The organism is Rummeliibacillus pycnus, from assembly GCF_002884495.1.
In the GTDB taxonomy this organism is placed as follows: domain Bacteria; phylum Bacillota; class Bacilli; order Bacillales_A; family Planococcaceae; genus Rummeliibacillus; species Rummeliibacillus pycnus.
On the sequence record NZ_KZ614145.1, the window covers coordinates 1,093,827 to 1,110,683 of the forward strand.

Consider the following 16,857-nt stretch of genomic DNA (forward strand, 5'->3'; position numbering starts at 1 on the left):
TATCCCCTTTCTTTGTTTTAAATAACTAATTTATCTAAATTCATTTCATAAATTTTGTTTTTTTAATACGAACGTTGCAATGTATGAGCTTTCAATATTCAAATAATGAAATTTATTCAATTATATAATCATTTTATATAACAATTCTCATTATGAAAATTAATGTTATTATAATTATTTCTATAAGTTTTTCTTATGCTGTTTAAATAGAAAAAAGATACGAAGTTTTACATAAATTGACTCCATATCTTATATTGAGTAAGAAACATAGGCATATACACAATCTAATCATTTTGTTTTATTTAAAATCATGGTTATGCTCGTGATCTTCATGATTACAACCACATGGTTCAGGAATAATGTAGCCATCTAAAACAAGTTCAACTTCTTCACCTGTTTCATCAATTCCAATTGTGACATCTTTTAAATCATCCACTACAGCCGGTTCAATTGCAATTTTCACATTGTCGACGATTTCAATTTTGTCTTCAGCCTGAGCTGGTTCAAATTCAGCAGTCAAAACCGGTTGACAACATCCTGCCAAATTATAAAAACGCAACGTATCTTCATTCTTTTCAGCCATTTCCTTTTTAAAAAATGCTGCAGCTTGTTCTGTCATTTGCATCTTTATCGCCTCCAAATTTTGAAAGTCAACTTTCAACAGAACTAGTGTAGCCACTAGAGTTTCTCTTCATACATGTAAACTAGTGTATAAGGTGATACAAGCACACTTACTTCTTTTTCTCCAAATGATGTAGAAGATGATATACATCCAAATAAAACTAACATGTGTGTTAATTACTAACTCTTCTCCATTCAAAATCGGATGATGAACCTGTAATAGCTACGAATTCCTTGTTTCCTGATGATGAGCGTCGATTTGTGAAAAAAGGATGCTGGTCAAGGAATTGTTGCCACAGGGTGTTGCTCTTATACTTCGTATCTAACCCATTGCTGGAATGTCTTATTTACTCTATCTGTAAAAATTATTTTTTAGGTGCGATGTCTTTTATGAATAAGATTCGGTCCTGTCCTAAACCAGCGTAATTAGTTCCATTGGATATGGAAAAACCCATCGATTTATGAAATGAGATAGACATCTTATTTTCTGGAGAAGTAATGCACCGAACAGTATTACAGCCTAATTCTTGCACTGTCGTAAAAAATAATTTATACAATTCTTTCGCTAAACCTTTATTCCTAAATTTAGGATTAACCCCCACAAAATGAATGTAGGCTTCATTGGTATGTGTTTGCGACACAAATCCAATTAAAAAGGCAGCTAGATTATTATTGTTTTCTTCTATTATGAAACTTGTTGATTGAAAATGTTCAAAAAAAAGTCGTGGCAATAAATGTTTCATTTCTCTGCCACCCCACCAATCATTTAAAACATCTATTACTTTAAAATAATCTACTTCTGTAATGTTCCTCGTTTCCATTAACTTTCTCCTCCTACTTTGTTATAAATTCACAATAACACAAATGTTATTTTTCAACTATTAAGCTGTGATCATCAAGTAGACAAAATTTTCTTAAAGATACTGTTCTATAACCTCTTACAATTAATCTTAATTTTGAGACAAAATAAGTTAACAATGGTCAACGAATAACTTAAATAAAACTCGCAAAGACTAACTTTAATATGTACTTAACATTATTATTATTAATGATTTTCTAACAATGATTTTTCTGTTTTTTAAAGGGAGGAAGAAAATTTGAAAAAGAAATTAATGTATATTACTCCTATGATTTTAGCACTATTCCTAACAGCATGTGGAGACCAGCAAATTAAAAAAGGGGCAGGTGAATCATCTACAAAGACCGAACAAAAAGCACACAAAAAAGAAAAGAAAAAAGCGAAAATTCACAAAGTTGGTGAAACAGTAAAAGTGAATGGTGTTGAAATTACGATTACAAAAGCGAAATTTGTAAAATCCGCCAAACACATCCATCCGCATAATGGAAAAGTACTTCAGCTGAACATAACCGTTAAAAACAAAAGCAAACAAAAAGTATATGTAGATTCTAGCCATTTTAATTTATACAAAGGGGGTAAATCTCAAGAAGAATACTATGGGGGTAAAGCACCTATTTCTGGAGATATAGACAAAGGAAAAAAACTTTCAGGAATCATCAAATATGATGTATCTAAAGCAGGTACTTATCAATTAATTTATTCGCCTGCTTTTAGTTTCGATCATAAAGAAATAAAATGGAAAATCGATGTAAAAAAATAGTCCCTACGTTATCGAGGTGGTCTTTTCTTGGAAAACCAATTCCCTCACCTACAATCTACATCTTGATTAGGCATCCAATAGTTGTCGCAACTATATCCCTAAACAAAAGACCACCCGTAACAGTAGCTTTTAACTCTTAAAATGGATCAAATTTTTTCAACTTTAATTTTCACTTTCCAACCACACCTACATGTGCGTTCAAATGTTCCCAATTTTCCATTGTAATCCATTGAACCAAGTTTTGTATTACTTCCTATCCCCTTACTTCCGCATTCAGGACAGGCATTATAGTCTTTCACAAGTTCTCTGATTAAGCTCAAACTGTTAAATATTTCATCCTTATATTTAAAACTCAAGTTTTCTCTCCTTCTCATTATTTTTATCATTACACCCTCATTTTCATCCTATTCCATTATTCGTGTAATTTGTGCATGTTTCTTGTGTATATTTTTTATCCATGAATGAAATTTATTGAGGCTTTCTTTTATGTTTTCAACCAGGGAGTTTCAATAAGGCAGCTGAAGCCTTATATCTAACACAGCCATCTGTAACTATGCACGAATTCAATCTCTTGAACGCAAAATTCAAATAAAACTTTTTAATGGAAAAGGAAATAAAATATCTTTAACGGAAAAAGGTGAAATTTATCCACATGCCAAAAAAATCCTACAATCCTATCCAGAAGCAAGGAAATCGAATTCTGTTTTTGTAGATTTCTTAAAGGATAAAATGTTCAGACAACACTAAATTTATTTTATTGACATAAACCATAAAAGCCTTTAAACGGTATTATTATCGTTTAAAAGCTTTTAAATTTGAGATTATGTATGTTGACTAAGAGAATCGAACTTCTTACTAATGTTAAGCTTACTATACTTCAAAATTCAAATTGTACAATTTTTGTGTATTCATTCTAAAAAAGATGTTTTAAAACTTTAGATCACTTATTTCTGATCGCCCAACTTTTTTCTTATATAATCAAAAACTATATATTCATAAGCTAATGATCTAACTTTATTGTTCAATTCGTCTAGTTCCTTTTCTATCTGTGGTATAAGTACCAAATTGAGATAAGAATAATACTCACTTTCGGTATTTTTAATTTCTCTTTTTGCAATTTTTAGTTTTTTGCTTAATAATTCCATTTGTTGACTATAGCTTGTTGTTTGTTTCTCTATTTCTGTTTTTATGAAGTCGATTTCAGCAGCTTTTGATAAATTATCCATATGTATTTTTCTTCTACTCAAAATTTATATTATTATTTAATGTAATTCTATAATTTAGTATAATGGAAAAATTTAAATTTCTTATTGGTAATTTTTTCTGTTAGTACTGTCTTTGAAAATAAGCAATACCATTTAACTTTGTTCAAATAATCTAATACTCTAACGAATAGCAATAAGCGATTGAAAATAGTACAATTTTAAATTCTGACCTTATATTTTCAAGAGTAACTCCATGCTAAAAAACATTCCCCTTTCCACAATTGGTCATGAGGATTTCGTGAATCAGTTATTTTTATATTTTTTATATGTTAGTGGTGTCATCTTCATAGTCTTTCGAAACTTATCAATAAAATAACTTGTACTATTAAAACCTACTTGATAAGCAACATCAGTGACATTGAATTCTGGTTGTTGTAATAGGATGAGGCTTTTTTGAATTCGATAATCGGTTACATAATTTAATGGTGTTTTCTTTAAAATTCGTTTGAAATATCTACAACATTCGGATCGGCTTAATTGACCTGCATTTGCAATATCTTCTAAAAGAATTTTCTCCGAATAATGAGTATGTATCCACTCTAACATTTTCTTCATTCGCTTACTTTTTAACATTTCCATCTGTTCATACTCTAATTGAAAACCATTTACAATTAAGTTTTTCCAAATTAATGTTAACTGGACAGAAATATCAATTTCATAATAAGGAGGCGATTGTTGTATTAATTGATTGATATTGACAATAGCATCTAAAATGTTTTTCGCCCAAAGTTCCTTTACTTTCAGGTGTAAATATGGCAAGTTTGTCGCTTGTACATATGGATTTACAAAAGATGTATAAAGTTCTTGTGATAAAACGAAACTCGGAGATACATTTAAGCAAATATAAGCACAGCCCGAATGATTTTTATCTTTTGCCATGTGCAGACAGCCACTATTTATAAATAGTCCATCCCCTTCTCGAACGGCAATTTTCTCTTCGTTTATTTGAAAAATTGCTTCTCCTTTAACAACAAGAACAAATTGAAATTCATCATGCCAGTGAAGTGGTATATATCCATTTATATTTTGATTAATCATTGTTTCATAACATGCGATTGGTAACACCACTGTACGGTGTTCCGTTAATTCTTTGAAGCTTTGATCCACCTTAAAATCTTTTAGTAGCATATAATCACCTCAATATACTTATATTTCCCCGTTAGATTTAGGTATTAATTTAGAGACATTCAACTTATTATATGAAACATAATAACACGATTTTTATAATTTAAGGGAGAAATCATTATGACTAGAAGAAAAGGGATTATTCTTGTGTTAACAGGAGCAGCTTTTTGGGGAATTGGTGGAACAGTTGCGAAGAAGCTATTTCAACAATATGGAATTGATGTAGATTGGCTTGTAAGTACACGATTGCTAATAGCAGGAATTCTACTCTTAACAATTCAATTTTTTGGAAAAGATCGTTCTCAAATCCTTGGTGTTTGGAAAACAAAGAACATAGCTATTCGATTGATACTATTCGGGTTATTTGGAATGCTTGCGGTTCAATATACATATATGGCTGCCATAAAACATGGTAATGCTGCTATTGCAACTCTTTTGCAATATTTAGCTCCTGTAATGATTATCATTTTCTTACTTTTACGCAAACAAACTGTATTTACACGAAAAGACATGTTAACGATTTTGTTAACTTTAGTAGGGAGCTTTTTCTTATTAACTAACGGCTCACTTTCTCAATTATCTGTACCACCACTTGCCATCGTTTGGGGTGTTTTATCTGGTGTATCCTTAGCATTTTATACTTTATATGCTGTTCCTTTGCTGAAACAATTCGATTCACTCGTTATTGTTGGTTGGGCTATGATTATCGGTGGTTTTGCATTGAGTTTTATCCATCCCCCTTGGCAAATAGACTATAAGAGCTTAACACTAGAAGTTTATTTATATTTACTCTTTGTTATAATTTTTGGGACTATGATTGCATTTTGGTTCTATATCGAAAGTTTACAAAGTCTTTTACCTAAAGAATCAAGCATTCTAGGAAGTATTGAGCCGCTAGCGGCAGTTCTAACAACCGTCTTTTGGTTAAAAGAATACTTTGGGATTTTCCAATGGGTTGGTACAATTTGTATTATTACGATGATTTTCATACTGGCTTTCAATAAAGATTCTGTTGATCATCAATCATAATTAAAAAATGTAATTTTTATAAGGTCTATTAATGGGCATCCAAATCACTATTAAATTTGATGGTGATGAATATCTAATAGAAATGTGTATGTCACTATTAACATAAGATAAATTCAGCAAAACAAAAATCCTTATGAACGTTTATATACCTACATTCATAAGGATTTAAAAAGATTATTAATTTTACTAAAAAAGCTTTATTATGCCGACTAAGAGAATCGAACTCTTATCAATGGAGCTGGTTTTACTGTATTTCTATATTCCAATGTGTAATATTTGTGTAACATAAATCTATATGAAAGATGGTTCAAACTCTAAATTTCATCCAAAAATTTGAACCATCTTTCACATTTTTGTTCAAACGCGTTATTTCTTTTCTTTCAACTCTCTTTTTATATACTCAAAAACCATATATTCGTAAGCTAAAGATTTTGCTTTTCTGTTCAATTCGTCTATTTCTTGTTCTATTTGAGGTATTAGTGACAAAGTTAGATAAGAATAATACTCACTTTCCGTATCTTTAATTTCTCTTTTTGCAATTTTTAGTTTCCTTGTTAATAATTCCATTTGTTGACTGTAGCTTGTCGTTTGTTTGTCTATTTCTGTTTTTATTAATTCAATTTCTGCAACCTTTGATAGGTTTTCCATATTTATATTCCTTCTACTTAAAATTTAGTATAATTCTATAATTTAGTATAATAGAAGAAATTTATATTCTAATTGGTAATTTTTTCTGATTGCTAGTCTATATAAATTATTTTATAATAAATAATTTTATAGGTTGCGTTATTGATTCAATAAAAAAGAGAGTAACCATGACGGCTACTCCAAACAAATAAACATCCTATTAATTTAATACATATCCTTTAATTGATCTAAATTTATCTTTAACCCACACTTTATTAATCTTTCTTTTCTAATATTAAATAATATTTCAACATCCTCACGAATATCTTTCTTACGTCCATGATGTAATCTTCTGTGACAGTTAGGACATAAAGATATAACATTAGCTCCTACATCCAAACTATATTCAAATTGAGATTGGTATTTTAATGGAATTAAATGATGTCCTTCTACATACTGTCTTTTAGTTCCACTATTTAAAAACGTCTCATGTTTAGAGTTAATTTCACATTGAAAATTAGCATCATTTATAGCATTTGAAGAGACAAATGGATTTCGATTTAAAATTTTGATATTCTTTTCTACTAGTATTGGCTTATCTATAGTTTTATCAAAAATAATTTTTTTATCTTGTATTTGTTTTTGAAAATCTTCTTCATTTAATTTATCATCTCCAAATAATAAATCGTAGTTATATTCAAGCTTATCTTTTGTTTCAAACCAAGTATCAATTTCATATTCTCTCATTGTTGGAGCATCGAATCCGTCAAACGTTGCTGGTCTTTTAAAAATTCTTTCATAGTGTCTAATTGCTTTTTCTAATTCATCTTCATAAATTACCTTCCAAAACATTCGATAATAAATCAATTCATCAATATCAAAGTTTGATTTTTTCATATATCTAATTATTTTTTTAGCATCAGAATAAGTTGATACTAAATCAAATAATATTTCATACATTTGATAAGTTAATTCTATTCCTTGATTTTGTAATTGTTTATGAGTAGCAAAAAACTCTTTAGACGTATTACATTTGGCAAATACTTTAATAAAATCACTCATATTAAATCCAGATTTGTATTCCATATTAATCTCCACTTCTTTTATTTATGTTGAAAGTTATGGAAATATTTCTATCTGGTTGCAACCTATCATAACTATTCAAAAGGAATTATATATTATAATAAATTTCATGTAAATATAATATATTTCTGATTTTCAATAGACCATTGTACTCATTTTAACATTAATTTATTGATATTCAGATATATCCCTCATAATTTCATAATATTGTTAAAACAAGTAGTTTATTAGTTTTTATTTATTTTATAATCTATCCATATAATCCATATATATGTTATTTATATCTAGCAAAGCACTCCATATCTGATAGATTTATTTATCGTCAAGAGTGAATAAAGAATTAGTAGAAATATACGAAACAAGTGAAATCACAGAAGAAAATGTTAAAGAAATATTGGATAATTTTGTTCATTATAAATTGCAACAACGTAAAATAACTCACTTCACTTTGGATAACAAGGCTATTATATATATATTAAAACTTTGTAGCACTTAATTAATTCAAATACTAATTTCACCTTAAATATAAGACTTTTATCTTATTCATCATATATCATTTTACTTATTTTTACTAAAATACCCAAAAAAACAAGCACTGTATCTTTTAATAAACAAACTGCAGAAGCGAAAGGGTTATTCCCAATTTTCAAGCCAAAACCTAAGCCAAAACCTAAACCAAAACCACAGAAAAAGAAAAAAACAACAGCTCAAATTTATAATGGAGCAAAAAAGAAAGGTGTTAAAGTTAAAGGTAGAAATTCTACATATAAATATTCAAAAAAACTAAGAAATCTTCCTAGTAAAGTTAATAAGGGCTATTCTTCAAGAGATCTATATAAAGATGGTAAACTAAATACTAGAAGATATTATAAAAAGGATGGTAAAGCTGAAGTAGATATACATTATACAAATCATGGGAATGCAAAAAAACATCCAAAAGTTCCACATCGTCATGACTGGGGCTATTCTTCTAAAGGGATTTGGAGAAAGAAAACGGAATGGTATTAGGAGGGATAATATGGATGAAAAGGTTTGGAAAGAATTTAAAGAAGCTATAGAAGAAGGGCAAGAATTGGCATTCGATTATAAAGATGAAGAATGGTGGATTAGTAGAGTACCTGAAGAAAAAAGCTTTCTACTCACACGTTCAAGAGATTCCTACACTCAGGCTTTTAAAACTGCAGAAGAACTCTTTAAACAGGGGATAATTGATGGAAAGCCTTTTATTGAAAGAATAAAGGACTTATAATATTAAGAAAGCATATGACTAGGTACTTATTAAATGTGAGTACCTAGTCTTTACTTTACACTTTCTTAACAATATCCTTATTAGCACTAATCCAATAACCTGATGCAGTTTTCAATCTAGTTGTACCAGCTTTTGATTTACCAATTTTTACAATAGTGAATGCAGTACCTTCTGGATATGCTATTCCTGATTTAGTATGATCATTAAACTCTACTGAAGTGCATAGGTTACAACTTTTAAGCAATTTAACCTTCTTAGGATTATTTGTGTAGTATTGTTCTTTGCCCACTTGTGGGCAATCTTTAGTTGTTTGTTTAGTTGCTTTTTTAACAGGAGTGTTAAATAATTCTTTCTCAGCATTACGTCTACGCACTAGACCTTGTAATACATTACCTCCACCTTTGTTATAGGCTGTGATCCATTTATTAATTGATACAATGCTTCTATCGCTACATAAACGATTTAGATTACCTACACCACAGTTATAACAAAAGCTAACTAGAGCATCAAATTGATTTTGATTTAGTTTCATACCCAGAGCATTCACATGATTCACATAGACTTGAATATCCTTATCAAATAATGCATCAGCTTGTTTTTGAGTAATAACTTGTCCTTTATGAATATTAGCACCATAATGTCCCCATCCAATTGTCCAATACTTTTCAGTTGGCACAGGTTTATACGCTGTTAATCGGCAACCTTCAAATGATTTAATTAATTTTTTACCGTTTTCTCCTAATTTCATATGTATCATTTCCTTTCTTTAATATACAAGGGGGCGATATTTCGTCCACCCCTTTTGAATTCAATATGTATAGTTTTATTTCTTTTCGCTATCATCTTTAATATTGATAAACTTCTCTTTAATTTGTTGTGGCAAAGGTACTTTCATCGCTTCTAAGTTTTCCAGTATTGATATGGCTTCAATTGATAGCAAATAGTAAGCTACCATTGTACGGAATACAGGTACTCCACCTATTAGTAAATCAAGCATATTAGCTACAATTAGAGCTACAAAGTACATACTTTTCCGTAACATTCCTTTATAACCTACTCGACTTGACATCTTACCTGTTACCCAGCCTTTAGTTACTCCTGTAACAATATCAAGTATCATAAATACTGCTAAAATAGATAAACTTACATTCCAATCACCTATACGTCACGCACATAATGTTGGAGATATTAAATACAACATTACTTTCAACAGAAAAATTAACGCAACTAACGAAGGTAAAAAAGCACATGATAAATATTTAGACTTTGACGAATCGCAAATATTATACAATTATCTACTTAATCACCTAGAGACTACTCAGTTTAATTATTTGTTTATTTTAGCCTTAGTAAGTGGAGCTCGATTTCAAGAATTAGTTGGATTAACTTGGAAAGATTTAGACTTTGAAAATAATATATTTGATATTAACAAAGCGTGGGATCATCAGAAACAAAGTGGATTTACTCCTACGAAGAATGAACAGTCTATACGTAAAATTGCAGTTGATCCTGCTGTTATGAAAGAATTTAAACTAATATGTCCTGATACTAATTTAGATGATCGAATTTTCAAAAGTCCACACAGCCCATCAAAATCATTAACAAACAATGGTGCAAATTCAGCTCTCGAAAAAATTTTAAAAGAATTAGGATTAAAAATAATTACTGTACATGGGTTACGTCACACTCATGCAAGTGTATTGTTATTTAATGGAGCTTCCACACAGTACATTGCTGAACGCTTAGGTCACAAAGACGTACAAACTACTCTTAACACATATAGTCATGTTATAAAAGAGCTTAAAACCCGTGATGACAGTGTTGCTATTAGCATTTATAATGTGTAACATTTATGTGTAACGTTAAGTGTAATGTGTAACAATCTGTGTAACATGATTAAAAAGTTGAGGTTTTTAATGCTAAATTCAGCAAAACAAAAATCCTTATGAACGTTTATATACCTACATTCATAAGGATTTAAAAAGATTATTAATTTTACTAAAAAAGCTTTATTATGCCGACTAAGAGAATCGAACTCTTATCAATGGATTACGAGACCACCGTTCTACCATTAAACTAAATCGGCATTTGGAGAATTTATTGCTTATCAACTACAGGAATTATTGTAGCACTTTTCAGGGAAACTTTCTAGGGTTTTAGATAAAAATTTTTGCAATATATTAATTTCCCTATTGCTTCATCAGATTTTTATAAATGAGTAGCTTTTTTTAATTTGTAACGGAATTGATTCAACTGGAAAAAGATAAAGCAGCCAATGCAAAATCCTAGAATTGCAATACCTGATGCAGCTGCAACCATAATTGTAAAAATATAACCCATTACTGGTTTATCTACTTCAAAGCCTATAAAACCAAGTACTAAGCAACTAATGGCAATGCACGAATTAAATTTTTGTTGAACAATATCTTCAGGAATATATTCAGATGGTTTTTTCTTTAAAAACAATCTCGCAATTTTCATAACAGGATTAAAGTTAAATAATAAACCTAATAAATTTGCAATAAGTGGAAGTAATAAGATTAGTGGTTGATGAAATATCCACGTAGCTACTGTACTTAACAAAATAGTCCATTGATTAACACGAACTAATGGTCTTGGAATCGATAATGGCTTTTTCATATAAAACCAACCTTTCATATAAGATTTATATAAATAATACTACTTATTTTAATAAATCGAAAGGTTTTTTATCTAAAAAATTTTAAATTCTTCATTAATTCCATATCATTTTACATTATTTAAAAAATACAAATGTCTTCCATACTATCAACTTTGTTTTAAATACGTTATGATTATAGAAAAAGTTTGTGAAAGAAGGTACTGATATGAAAAAATGGAAGGTCATTTCTTCAATTTGTTTAGCGACTGCACTAATTGCCGCTTGTAGCAATGATTCAGAAAAAACTTCAAAAGAACCAGCTAAAACAGAGGCATTTACTACTGACTCGCATAAGACTACTCAATCAGATCAAACTAATCAAAGTTCATCTTCTTCAACTCAACAATCCGAGAATGTTTCAAAGAAGACTGCTGTTTCTGGACAAAAAATGACGAAAATTGAAAAACAAAAGCTTATCAATTTCATAGAAAAATATCCTGTTGAATATGTAAAAGCAATTGATTCGGGTGACTTTACACCTTTGGCTAATGAATACATTATGCACGACACAAAATTATACGAAGATCTTTTAGCAGCAATTCCTAAAAAACATAAACAAGGGATAAAACTGCAAATTAATAAAGTGGAAGTTACATCCATTAAACGTAATTCAGACACAGATATTACTGTTGATACAAAAGAAATTATCGATGAAACTCAAAATGGGAAGACGAATACAAAGCAATTCCTTCGCAAGTATAAAGTCTTCTACAATTATGTTGAAGGCAATGATGCACAAAGTTTCTTCCAGATATCTGATATAAAAGATATAAACTAAACTTTTTCATATGAAAAAGGAGTAAGCTAATTGCTTACTCCTTTTTGATATTTCTATTTATAGTTACCTAAAATCTTCACTGCTTCTTCTGTAACAGACGTATCAATTGCCTTATTAAAGTCAAATTTTCCTTGAGTTGCTCCGTTCGCTTTATACATTTCATATTGCTTTTTAATATCATCTATACGCATTTTACCATCTGGGTCCAATCCAGTTACATATACCTTATCCCATAATGCTGGATCTTTTAATGCAGTATATTTTGTCATAATGTTAACAATTTCCGCTTTTCCTTCTCCTTTAGTGAAAGCATCATTATAGTCACGTACTCCTTTTAAATAGGCAAGCATAAATCGTAATGATACATCTTTTTCATCTTTCATAAACTTAGGGGATGCTAAAACTAATGCAATTTGTGAATCTGGTGCAAAGTCAGTTGCATCACCAAAACGTGTAAGAATTCCTTTGCTAACACCTTGAGCAATTAAAGGCTCAATACTAAGTGCGGCATCAATTGAACCATTTTCCAAGGCACCTAGCATACTGCCAAAATCGTTCATAATCACTGTTTTAACATCTTTCTCAGTTAATCCAGCATGTTTTAACATAAGTTGATAGATATAGCCATCAATAGAGTTTCTTGAAGAAATGGCTATTTTCTTTCCTTTAAAATCCGGATAATCTTTTATCACATTTTTCATTTTGTTGCCAATGACAAAAGTAAAATAAGATTTTCCCGGCATATTATGACCTTTATCCCCTACAATTTTCACGTCAATTCCTTGTGCAATCGCATTAAAGAATGACGCAGTAGATATTCCCCCAGCAATATCTACTTCACCTGCAGCAAGTGCCGGTAACATATCATCACTATTTGCGAATTGTGCAAATTCTACTTCAATATTATAATCCGCAAAATAGCCTTTTTCATTTGCTATATAAAAACCTGCACCAGATGCTGCACCATCTTCAGCAATGACTACTTTCGTTTTCTTTTTTAACGGTGCTAAATCCCCTGATTTATTTTCCTTACTTACCTTATTATCTACTTTAGCATTATTTGTTGGTGATGTACTTTTTTCAGTACATCCTGTAATAACCATTGCAATTAGTACAAGTGGAATTACAAGTAATCGTTTCACCCATTTCCCCATTCCAATCCCCCTTTATAAACCTAATACTTTCTAGATTTTTGTACTTCTTCATGCAAATGCTTTAATATCTCTATAAATTGATTTGCTGTCTGTTTGTTTGCACGAATTTGTTCAATATTACGTGGTCTTGGTAAATCATTTTTTATTTCTTTTATGATTTTTCCTGGTTGAGCACTCATTAATAGTATCCGATCGCTAAGTAATAACGCTTCATCAATACTATGTGTGATAAAAAGGACTGTTTTTTTTGTTTCTTCCCAAATAGAGAGAAGTTCTTCTTGTAGGATAAATTTATTTTGCTCATCAAGAGCAGCAAAAGGTTCATCCATTAATAATATTTCTGGATCATTAGCAAATGCACGTGCAATACTAACTCGTTGTTTCATACCCCCAGATAATTCTTTCGGGTACAATTTAGAAAACCTCTCAAGACCAACCTTCTTTAAATAGTAATCTGATCTTTCTTTGATCAACTTGTTAGGTAGATGTCTCATCTTCAAACCAAAAGCCACGTTCTCCTCAACCGTTAACCATGGAATAATCCCTCTTTCTTGAAAGACCATTGATTGAAGTGGCCGATCTTCCTTGCCATGCATAATTTCAAATTCACCAATACTTGTTGTTTCTAGTCCAGCCAAAATTCTCAGTAATGTTGTTTTCCCGCAACCACTTGGACCTACAAGACAAACAAATTCACCTTCTAAAATATCTAAGGATACTTGGTCTAATGCTGTAACACTACTATTTTTCTTATAGAATACTTTTGTTATATTTTTGATTGATATTTTTGTTTGATCTTCCATCATCTCACCTCCAAGGGAGAATTTTCTTCTGTAAATATCGAAGAATTAGTGAAAATAGATAGCCAAAAAATGAGATGAGTATTAGGCCAACAAACATTTCTTTAAGTAAAAAGGCTTTATAGGAGGTCCAGATTAAATAACCAATTCCAGAAGTTGCCCCCATCATTTCTGCTGCAACAATCGTTAAAAGCGCTATTGCCTGACCCATTTGAATCCCTTCCATCATTACCGGTAAAGCACCTGGAAATGCAATTTTAAAAAAGAAATCCTTTGAATTAGCCCCATAGTTTTTTGCTACATCTAAGTAAATGGAATCAATGTTAATAACTCCAGCAGTAGTATTGATCACAACAGGGAAAAATACACTTCCTGCGATTGTTACTACCTTTGATACGTCACCAATACCAAATAAAATGATGATGATTGGTAAAAGGGCCAATGTTGGAATGGGCATCAATGCCATAACGATTGGCGAAATGAAATGCCTAATTGGAGAATATAATCCCATCAATAGTCCAATAATCACACCAGGTATAACCCCTAGCAAAAAGCCAGCAAATATCCGGTATAAAGAAATCCAAATATGATGAAATAATTCTCCACTCATTGCCATACTAAAGAAGGTGTGTAGAATTTCTGTTGGCGGCGGGAAGAAACGTGCATCAATTAAATCTGTTCGTGATAACAACTCCCATAAAAGTAAGAGAAAAATAGGTGAAGCGATTGTAAGCAATTGCTTCATTCGTTCATTTAACCGTCTTTTTTTCCATTCCTGTTGCTCAATTTCGACAGGATCATGATTTATAGCTTTTTCTTCGTCTCTCATTCTTCACCACCTCTTCAATAAAGAATATGTATCTTCCCCTTAAAGTGTGTCGATTGCCTACGAATGAGTAAAATAAACTACTTAATTTTTCTTTTTTAATCTATCCATGAATTATAAATAAAATGTATATTTTTGTTACATGTTATTTACATAGTTCTTTTGTAATTGTATAATACTATTGTTATAAGACTTTGTTATTATAAAAACTAATTGCATAGAGGTAAAAAGAATGAAATTAGATAGAGATATTGTATTTTTAGAAAAAAGTATTGCCAAAAGTGATTTTGCATCTGCACGCGTTATTATTGAAAACAATTTAGAGAAACTATCGAATCCTCGTATTCGCTCAAATTTAAGTATGGAAGCTTTAACATTCTTAAATTGCGTCATTGAATTAAATAAAGAAGATAATCATGTCCTGTTTTCTAGAGAGACACAACTGATTATCAGACATATTAATGCCCTTGCTAATGACTGTAAATTTGCGGAACTTAAATCGTATGCTTTTTTACAAAAAGAATTATTATCGAATCCTAAAATTTATAACGCACTGTCTGAAGACGCTAAAATATTTCTCCCTAAACCTCAAAATACCGAAATGGTTAAAGCGGCAACAAATTTTTAAAAGGATTTCTTACAAATATAAAAAATCACATAAGTGTCACAACAACACTTATGTGATTTCTTCGTTTGATTACACTTTATCCTACACGATGATTAAAATTGTCGAGCTTTTGCTTCACTTTTCAAAATTCGGTTATGGAGCGTCAGTTCAGACTGCCCTTTCACCTGAGATTTTGAATGTTTTAACCTAGTCCAGAGCTGATGAATTTTCTGAGATTTTGGATCTAAATGGTCCGGTTTACCCATTATTTTCCACCCTCCTGATCATGTTGGATTTCATTAGTGAAATCTAATTTAGTATGGCTAGAATCTTCAAATTTATTCAATAACATTACATTTTTACACTGTCTAATAAAACATATCCGAAGATTACTCCTGTAATTGTTGTTAATATTGTAGTATCACCTAGCAAAACAACTTCGTGTGCAAATAATAATTGATCCCCATAAGAAGAATAATTCAAAATAGGTAAAACTGTTAAATAAAGTGCAGGAAACCCAATTGTAATTAGCTTTACCCAATCAAAACTCCATTTTTTCTTCCCTTTTTTCTCTGCAAAAAATTTAGGAAGTCGCAGTAAAATTCCCGTTAAAATAGGAAATGTATATGTAAAAATCATTAGAGGATACGTTTCAAACGACATTTCCGCTTCATTTGCTAAATAATTCATGAATCTTAAACCACAGTAAATGGCAAATCCAATTATGATCACCCATACTAAATAAATGACGAAGCGTTTCATCCCGATCCCCCATTCAATAATTTACTGATTTATAGGATAATAAATATTTTTACCCAAAATATTTGAACACAATATACTATAATATTCATCAAAGGTTTCAATTGTCCTGCTTATTCAGTTAATCAGAGATCAAAATAATCCTGAAGTGAAGCTATGTTAAATCACAATTGTAGTATACTTATTTCTGGCTAAAACAAGAAAAAAGCAAAAAACCCGGAAAATAATTCCGGGTCTGATTTCACTTTATCCTTCATGCGATTAAATTGTTTAGCTTTGCAATTCATCTCAGACTCCTGTACAAAGTACTGATCACCTGAGATATAAAATTTATAACACAGCTCACAGTAGATGAATTTTCATGAGAAATATGAACTTTTTGTTCAGTTTACTCACTGGCTATTCAACATCCTGATCATAAAAGATTTTATCCTTTTATGATGATTAAAATGTTAAGCTTTCGCTTCTTACTCAGACCTGATCCACGGGACTTCACTCCGTTTCCTAAGCTCGAGAAAACAACTTTTTAATCTGGCTCAGAGTAGATGAACTCTCTGAGTAATTACGCTTTTTCGGCGGATCACCCATTGAATTCTCCCTCCCAAATCATGTTAGATTTACGAATCCTTCATGTT

The 16,857-nt window shown here is 30.5% G+C and carries 21 protein-coding genes, 1 tRNA gene and 1 pseudogene; 7 read left to right on the forward strand and 16 right to left on the reverse strand.

The window, feature by feature from the left end; translation table 11 throughout:
* Window positions 1-298: 298 nt before the first annotated feature.
* Window positions 299-625, reverse strand: coding sequence for a hypothetical protein (locus CEF14_RS05530; RefSeq protein WP_102691936.1), 327 nt, complete (start codon window positions 623-625; stop codon window positions 299-301).
* Between the two features lie 361 nt (window positions 626-986).
* Entirely contained in the window at window positions 987-1,442 is a 456-nt protein-coding gene (locus CEF14_RS05535) for a GNAT family N-acetyltransferase (protein ID WP_102691937.1), read from the reverse strand.
* A gap of 276 nt (window positions 1,443-1,718) precedes the next feature.
* Here CEF14_RS05535 and CEF14_RS05540 point away from each other — a divergent pair, with 276 nt between their 5' ends.
* Window positions 1,719-2,240: a DUF4352 domain-containing protein gene (locus CEF14_RS05540; RefSeq protein WP_102691938.1), complete on the forward strand. Its 522-nt coding sequence runs from the start codon at window positions 1,719-1,721 to the stop codon at window positions 2,238-2,240.
* A 146-nt stretch (window positions 2,241-2,386) separates the two neighbouring features.
* Here CEF14_RS05540 and CEF14_RS05545 read toward each other — a convergent pair whose 3' ends face one another.
* Window positions 2,387-2,596 (reverse strand): DUF3797 domain-containing protein, encoded by a 210-nt coding sequence (locus CEF14_RS05545; RefSeq protein WP_211284563.1) that lies wholly within the window; start codon window positions 2,594-2,596, stop codon window positions 2,387-2,389.
* A 105-nt stretch (window positions 2,597-2,701) separates the two neighbouring features.
* On the opposite strand from CEF14_RS05545, the pseudogene CEF14_RS19215 reads away from it, so the two are divergent.
* A pseudogene (locus CEF14_RS19215) lies at window positions 2,702-2,930 on the forward strand (LysR family transcriptional regulator); the annotation flags it as partial.
* 254 nt (window positions 2,931-3,184) lie between these two features.
* On the opposite strand, the gene CEF14_RS05555 reads toward CEF14_RS19215, so the two are convergent.
* Together CEF14_RS05555 and CEF14_RS05560 are read right to left on the reverse strand one after the other, a co-directional pair.
* A complete protein-coding gene (locus CEF14_RS05555) occupies window positions 3,185-3,466 on the reverse strand; it encodes a hypothetical protein (RefSeq protein WP_102691939.1) in 282 nt (93 codons plus the stop codon).
* A gap of 282 nt (window positions 3,467-3,748) precedes the next feature.
* Complete coding sequence (locus CEF14_RS05560) at window positions 3,749-4,633, reverse strand: AraC family transcriptional regulator (RefSeq protein WP_102691940.1); 885 nt, start codon at window positions 4,631-4,633, stop codon at window positions 3,749-3,751.
* A 117-nt stretch (window positions 4,634-4,750) separates the two neighbouring features.
* Between CEF14_RS05560 and CEF14_RS05565 the strand changes: the two genes are divergently transcribed.
* On the forward strand, window positions 4,751-5,659 hold the full coding sequence (locus tag CEF14_RS05565) for an EamA family transporter (RefSeq protein ID WP_102691941.1): 909 nt from the start codon (window positions 4,751-4,753) through the stop codon (window positions 5,657-5,659).
* A 366-nt stretch (window positions 5,660-6,025) separates the two neighbouring features.
* Here the strand turns inward: CEF14_RS05565 and CEF14_RS05570 are convergent, their stop codons facing one another.
* Both CEF14_RS05570 and CEF14_RS05575 read right to left on the reverse strand, forming a co-directional pair.
* Window positions 6,026-6,307: a hypothetical protein gene (locus tag CEF14_RS05570; protein ID WP_102691942.1), complete on the reverse strand. Its 282-nt coding sequence runs from the start codon at window positions 6,305-6,307 to the stop codon at window positions 6,026-6,028.
* A gap of 204 nt (window positions 6,308-6,511) precedes the next feature.
* Window positions 6,512-7,372, reverse strand: coding sequence for an HNH endonuclease (locus CEF14_RS05575; protein ID WP_102691943.1), 861 nt, complete (start codon window positions 7,370-7,372; stop codon window positions 6,512-6,514).
* A gap of 1,015 nt (window positions 7,373-8,387) precedes the next feature.
* Here CEF14_RS05575 and CEF14_RS05585 point away from each other — a divergent pair.
* Complete coding sequence (locus tag CEF14_RS05585) at window positions 8,388-8,618, forward strand: hypothetical protein (RefSeq protein WP_102694306.1); 231 nt, start codon at window positions 8,388-8,390, stop codon at window positions 8,616-8,618.
* A gap of 55 nt (window positions 8,619-8,673) precedes the next feature.
* Here CEF14_RS05585 and CEF14_RS05590 read toward each other — a convergent pair whose 3' ends face one another.
* Both CEF14_RS05590 and CEF14_RS05595 read right to left on the reverse strand, forming a co-directional pair.
* Entirely contained in the window at window positions 8,674-9,366 is a 693-nt protein-coding gene (locus CEF14_RS05590) for a glycoside hydrolase family protein (protein ID WP_170061450.1), read from the reverse strand.
* A 75-nt stretch (window positions 9,367-9,441) separates the two neighbouring features.
* Entirely contained in the window at window positions 9,442-9,780 is a 339-nt protein-coding gene (locus CEF14_RS05595) for a phage holin family protein (protein ID WP_281256543.1), read from the reverse strand.
* Window positions 9,781-9,835: 55 nt separating this feature from the next.
* On the opposite strand from CEF14_RS05595, the gene CEF14_RS05600 reads away from it, so the two are divergent.
* Window positions 9,836-10,465, forward strand: a complete 630-nt coding sequence (locus CEF14_RS05600; protein WP_281256544.1) for a site-specific integrase — start codon at window positions 9,836-9,838, stop codon at window positions 10,463-10,465.
* Between the two features lie 168 nt (window positions 10,466-10,633).
* On the opposite strand, the gene CEF14_RS05605 is transcribed toward CEF14_RS05600, so the two are convergent.
* Together CEF14_RS05605 and CEF14_RS05610 are read right to left on the reverse strand one after the other, a co-directional pair.
* A tRNA-Thr gene (locus CEF14_RS05605) sits at window positions 10,634-10,704 on the reverse strand.
* Between the two features lie 122 nt (window positions 10,705-10,826).
* Window positions 10,827-11,258 carry a DUF4395 domain-containing protein gene (locus CEF14_RS05610; protein WP_102691947.1) on the reverse strand — a complete coding sequence of 144 codons (432 nt, stop codon included), beginning with the start codon at window positions 11,256-11,258 and terminating at the stop codon, window positions 10,827-10,829.
* A 206-nt stretch (window positions 11,259-11,464) separates the two neighbouring features.
* Between CEF14_RS05610 and CEF14_RS05615 the strand changes: the two genes are divergently transcribed.
* Window positions 11,465-12,076, forward strand: coding sequence for a TcaA NTF2-like domain-containing protein (locus tag CEF14_RS05615; protein ID WP_102691948.1), 612 nt, complete (start codon window positions 11,465-11,467; stop codon window positions 12,074-12,076).
* 53 nt (window positions 12,077-12,129) lie between these two features.
* Here CEF14_RS05615 and CEF14_RS05620 read toward each other — a convergent pair whose 3' ends face one another.
* The 3 genes from CEF14_RS05620 to CEF14_RS05630 are packed head-to-tail and all read right to left on the reverse strand — an operon-like array spanning window position 12,130 to window position 14,859.
* Entirely contained in the window at window positions 12,130-13,230 is a 1,101-nt protein-coding gene (locus CEF14_RS05620; protein ID WP_102691949.1) for an ABC transporter substrate-binding protein, read from the reverse strand.
* Window positions 13,231-13,250: 20 nt separating this feature from the next.
* Entirely contained in the window at window positions 13,251-14,033 is a 783-nt protein-coding gene (locus tag CEF14_RS05625; RefSeq protein ID WP_102691950.1) for an ABC transporter ATP-binding protein, read from the reverse strand.
* A 4-nt stretch (window positions 14,034-14,037) separates the two neighbouring features.
* The gene (locus CEF14_RS05630) at window positions 14,038-14,859 is read right to left on the reverse strand and encodes an ABC transporter permease (RefSeq protein WP_102691951.1); all 822 of its coding nucleotides are present in this window, start codon (window positions 14,857-14,859) and stop codon (window positions 14,038-14,040) included.
* 229 nt (window positions 14,860-15,088) lie between these two features.
* On the opposite strand from CEF14_RS05630, the gene CEF14_RS05635 reads away from it, so the two are divergent.
* Window positions 15,089-15,484, forward strand: a complete 396-nt coding sequence (locus CEF14_RS05635) for a hypothetical protein (protein WP_102691952.1) — start codon at window positions 15,089-15,091, stop codon at window positions 15,482-15,484.
* Window positions 15,485-15,576: 92 nt separating this feature from the next.
* Here the strand turns inward: CEF14_RS05635 and CEF14_RS05640 are convergent, their stop codons facing one another.
* Entirely contained in the window at window positions 15,577-15,729 is a 153-nt protein-coding gene (locus tag CEF14_RS05640; RefSeq protein ID WP_102691953.1) for a YpzG family protein, read from the reverse strand.
* Between the two features lie 85 nt (window positions 15,730-15,814).
* The gene (locus CEF14_RS05645; RefSeq protein ID WP_102691954.1) at window positions 15,815-16,225 is read right to left on the reverse strand and encodes a hypothetical protein; all 411 of its coding nucleotides are present in this window, start codon (window positions 16,223-16,225) and stop codon (window positions 15,815-15,817) included.
* Between the last annotated feature and the right edge of the window lie 632 nt (window positions 16,226-16,857).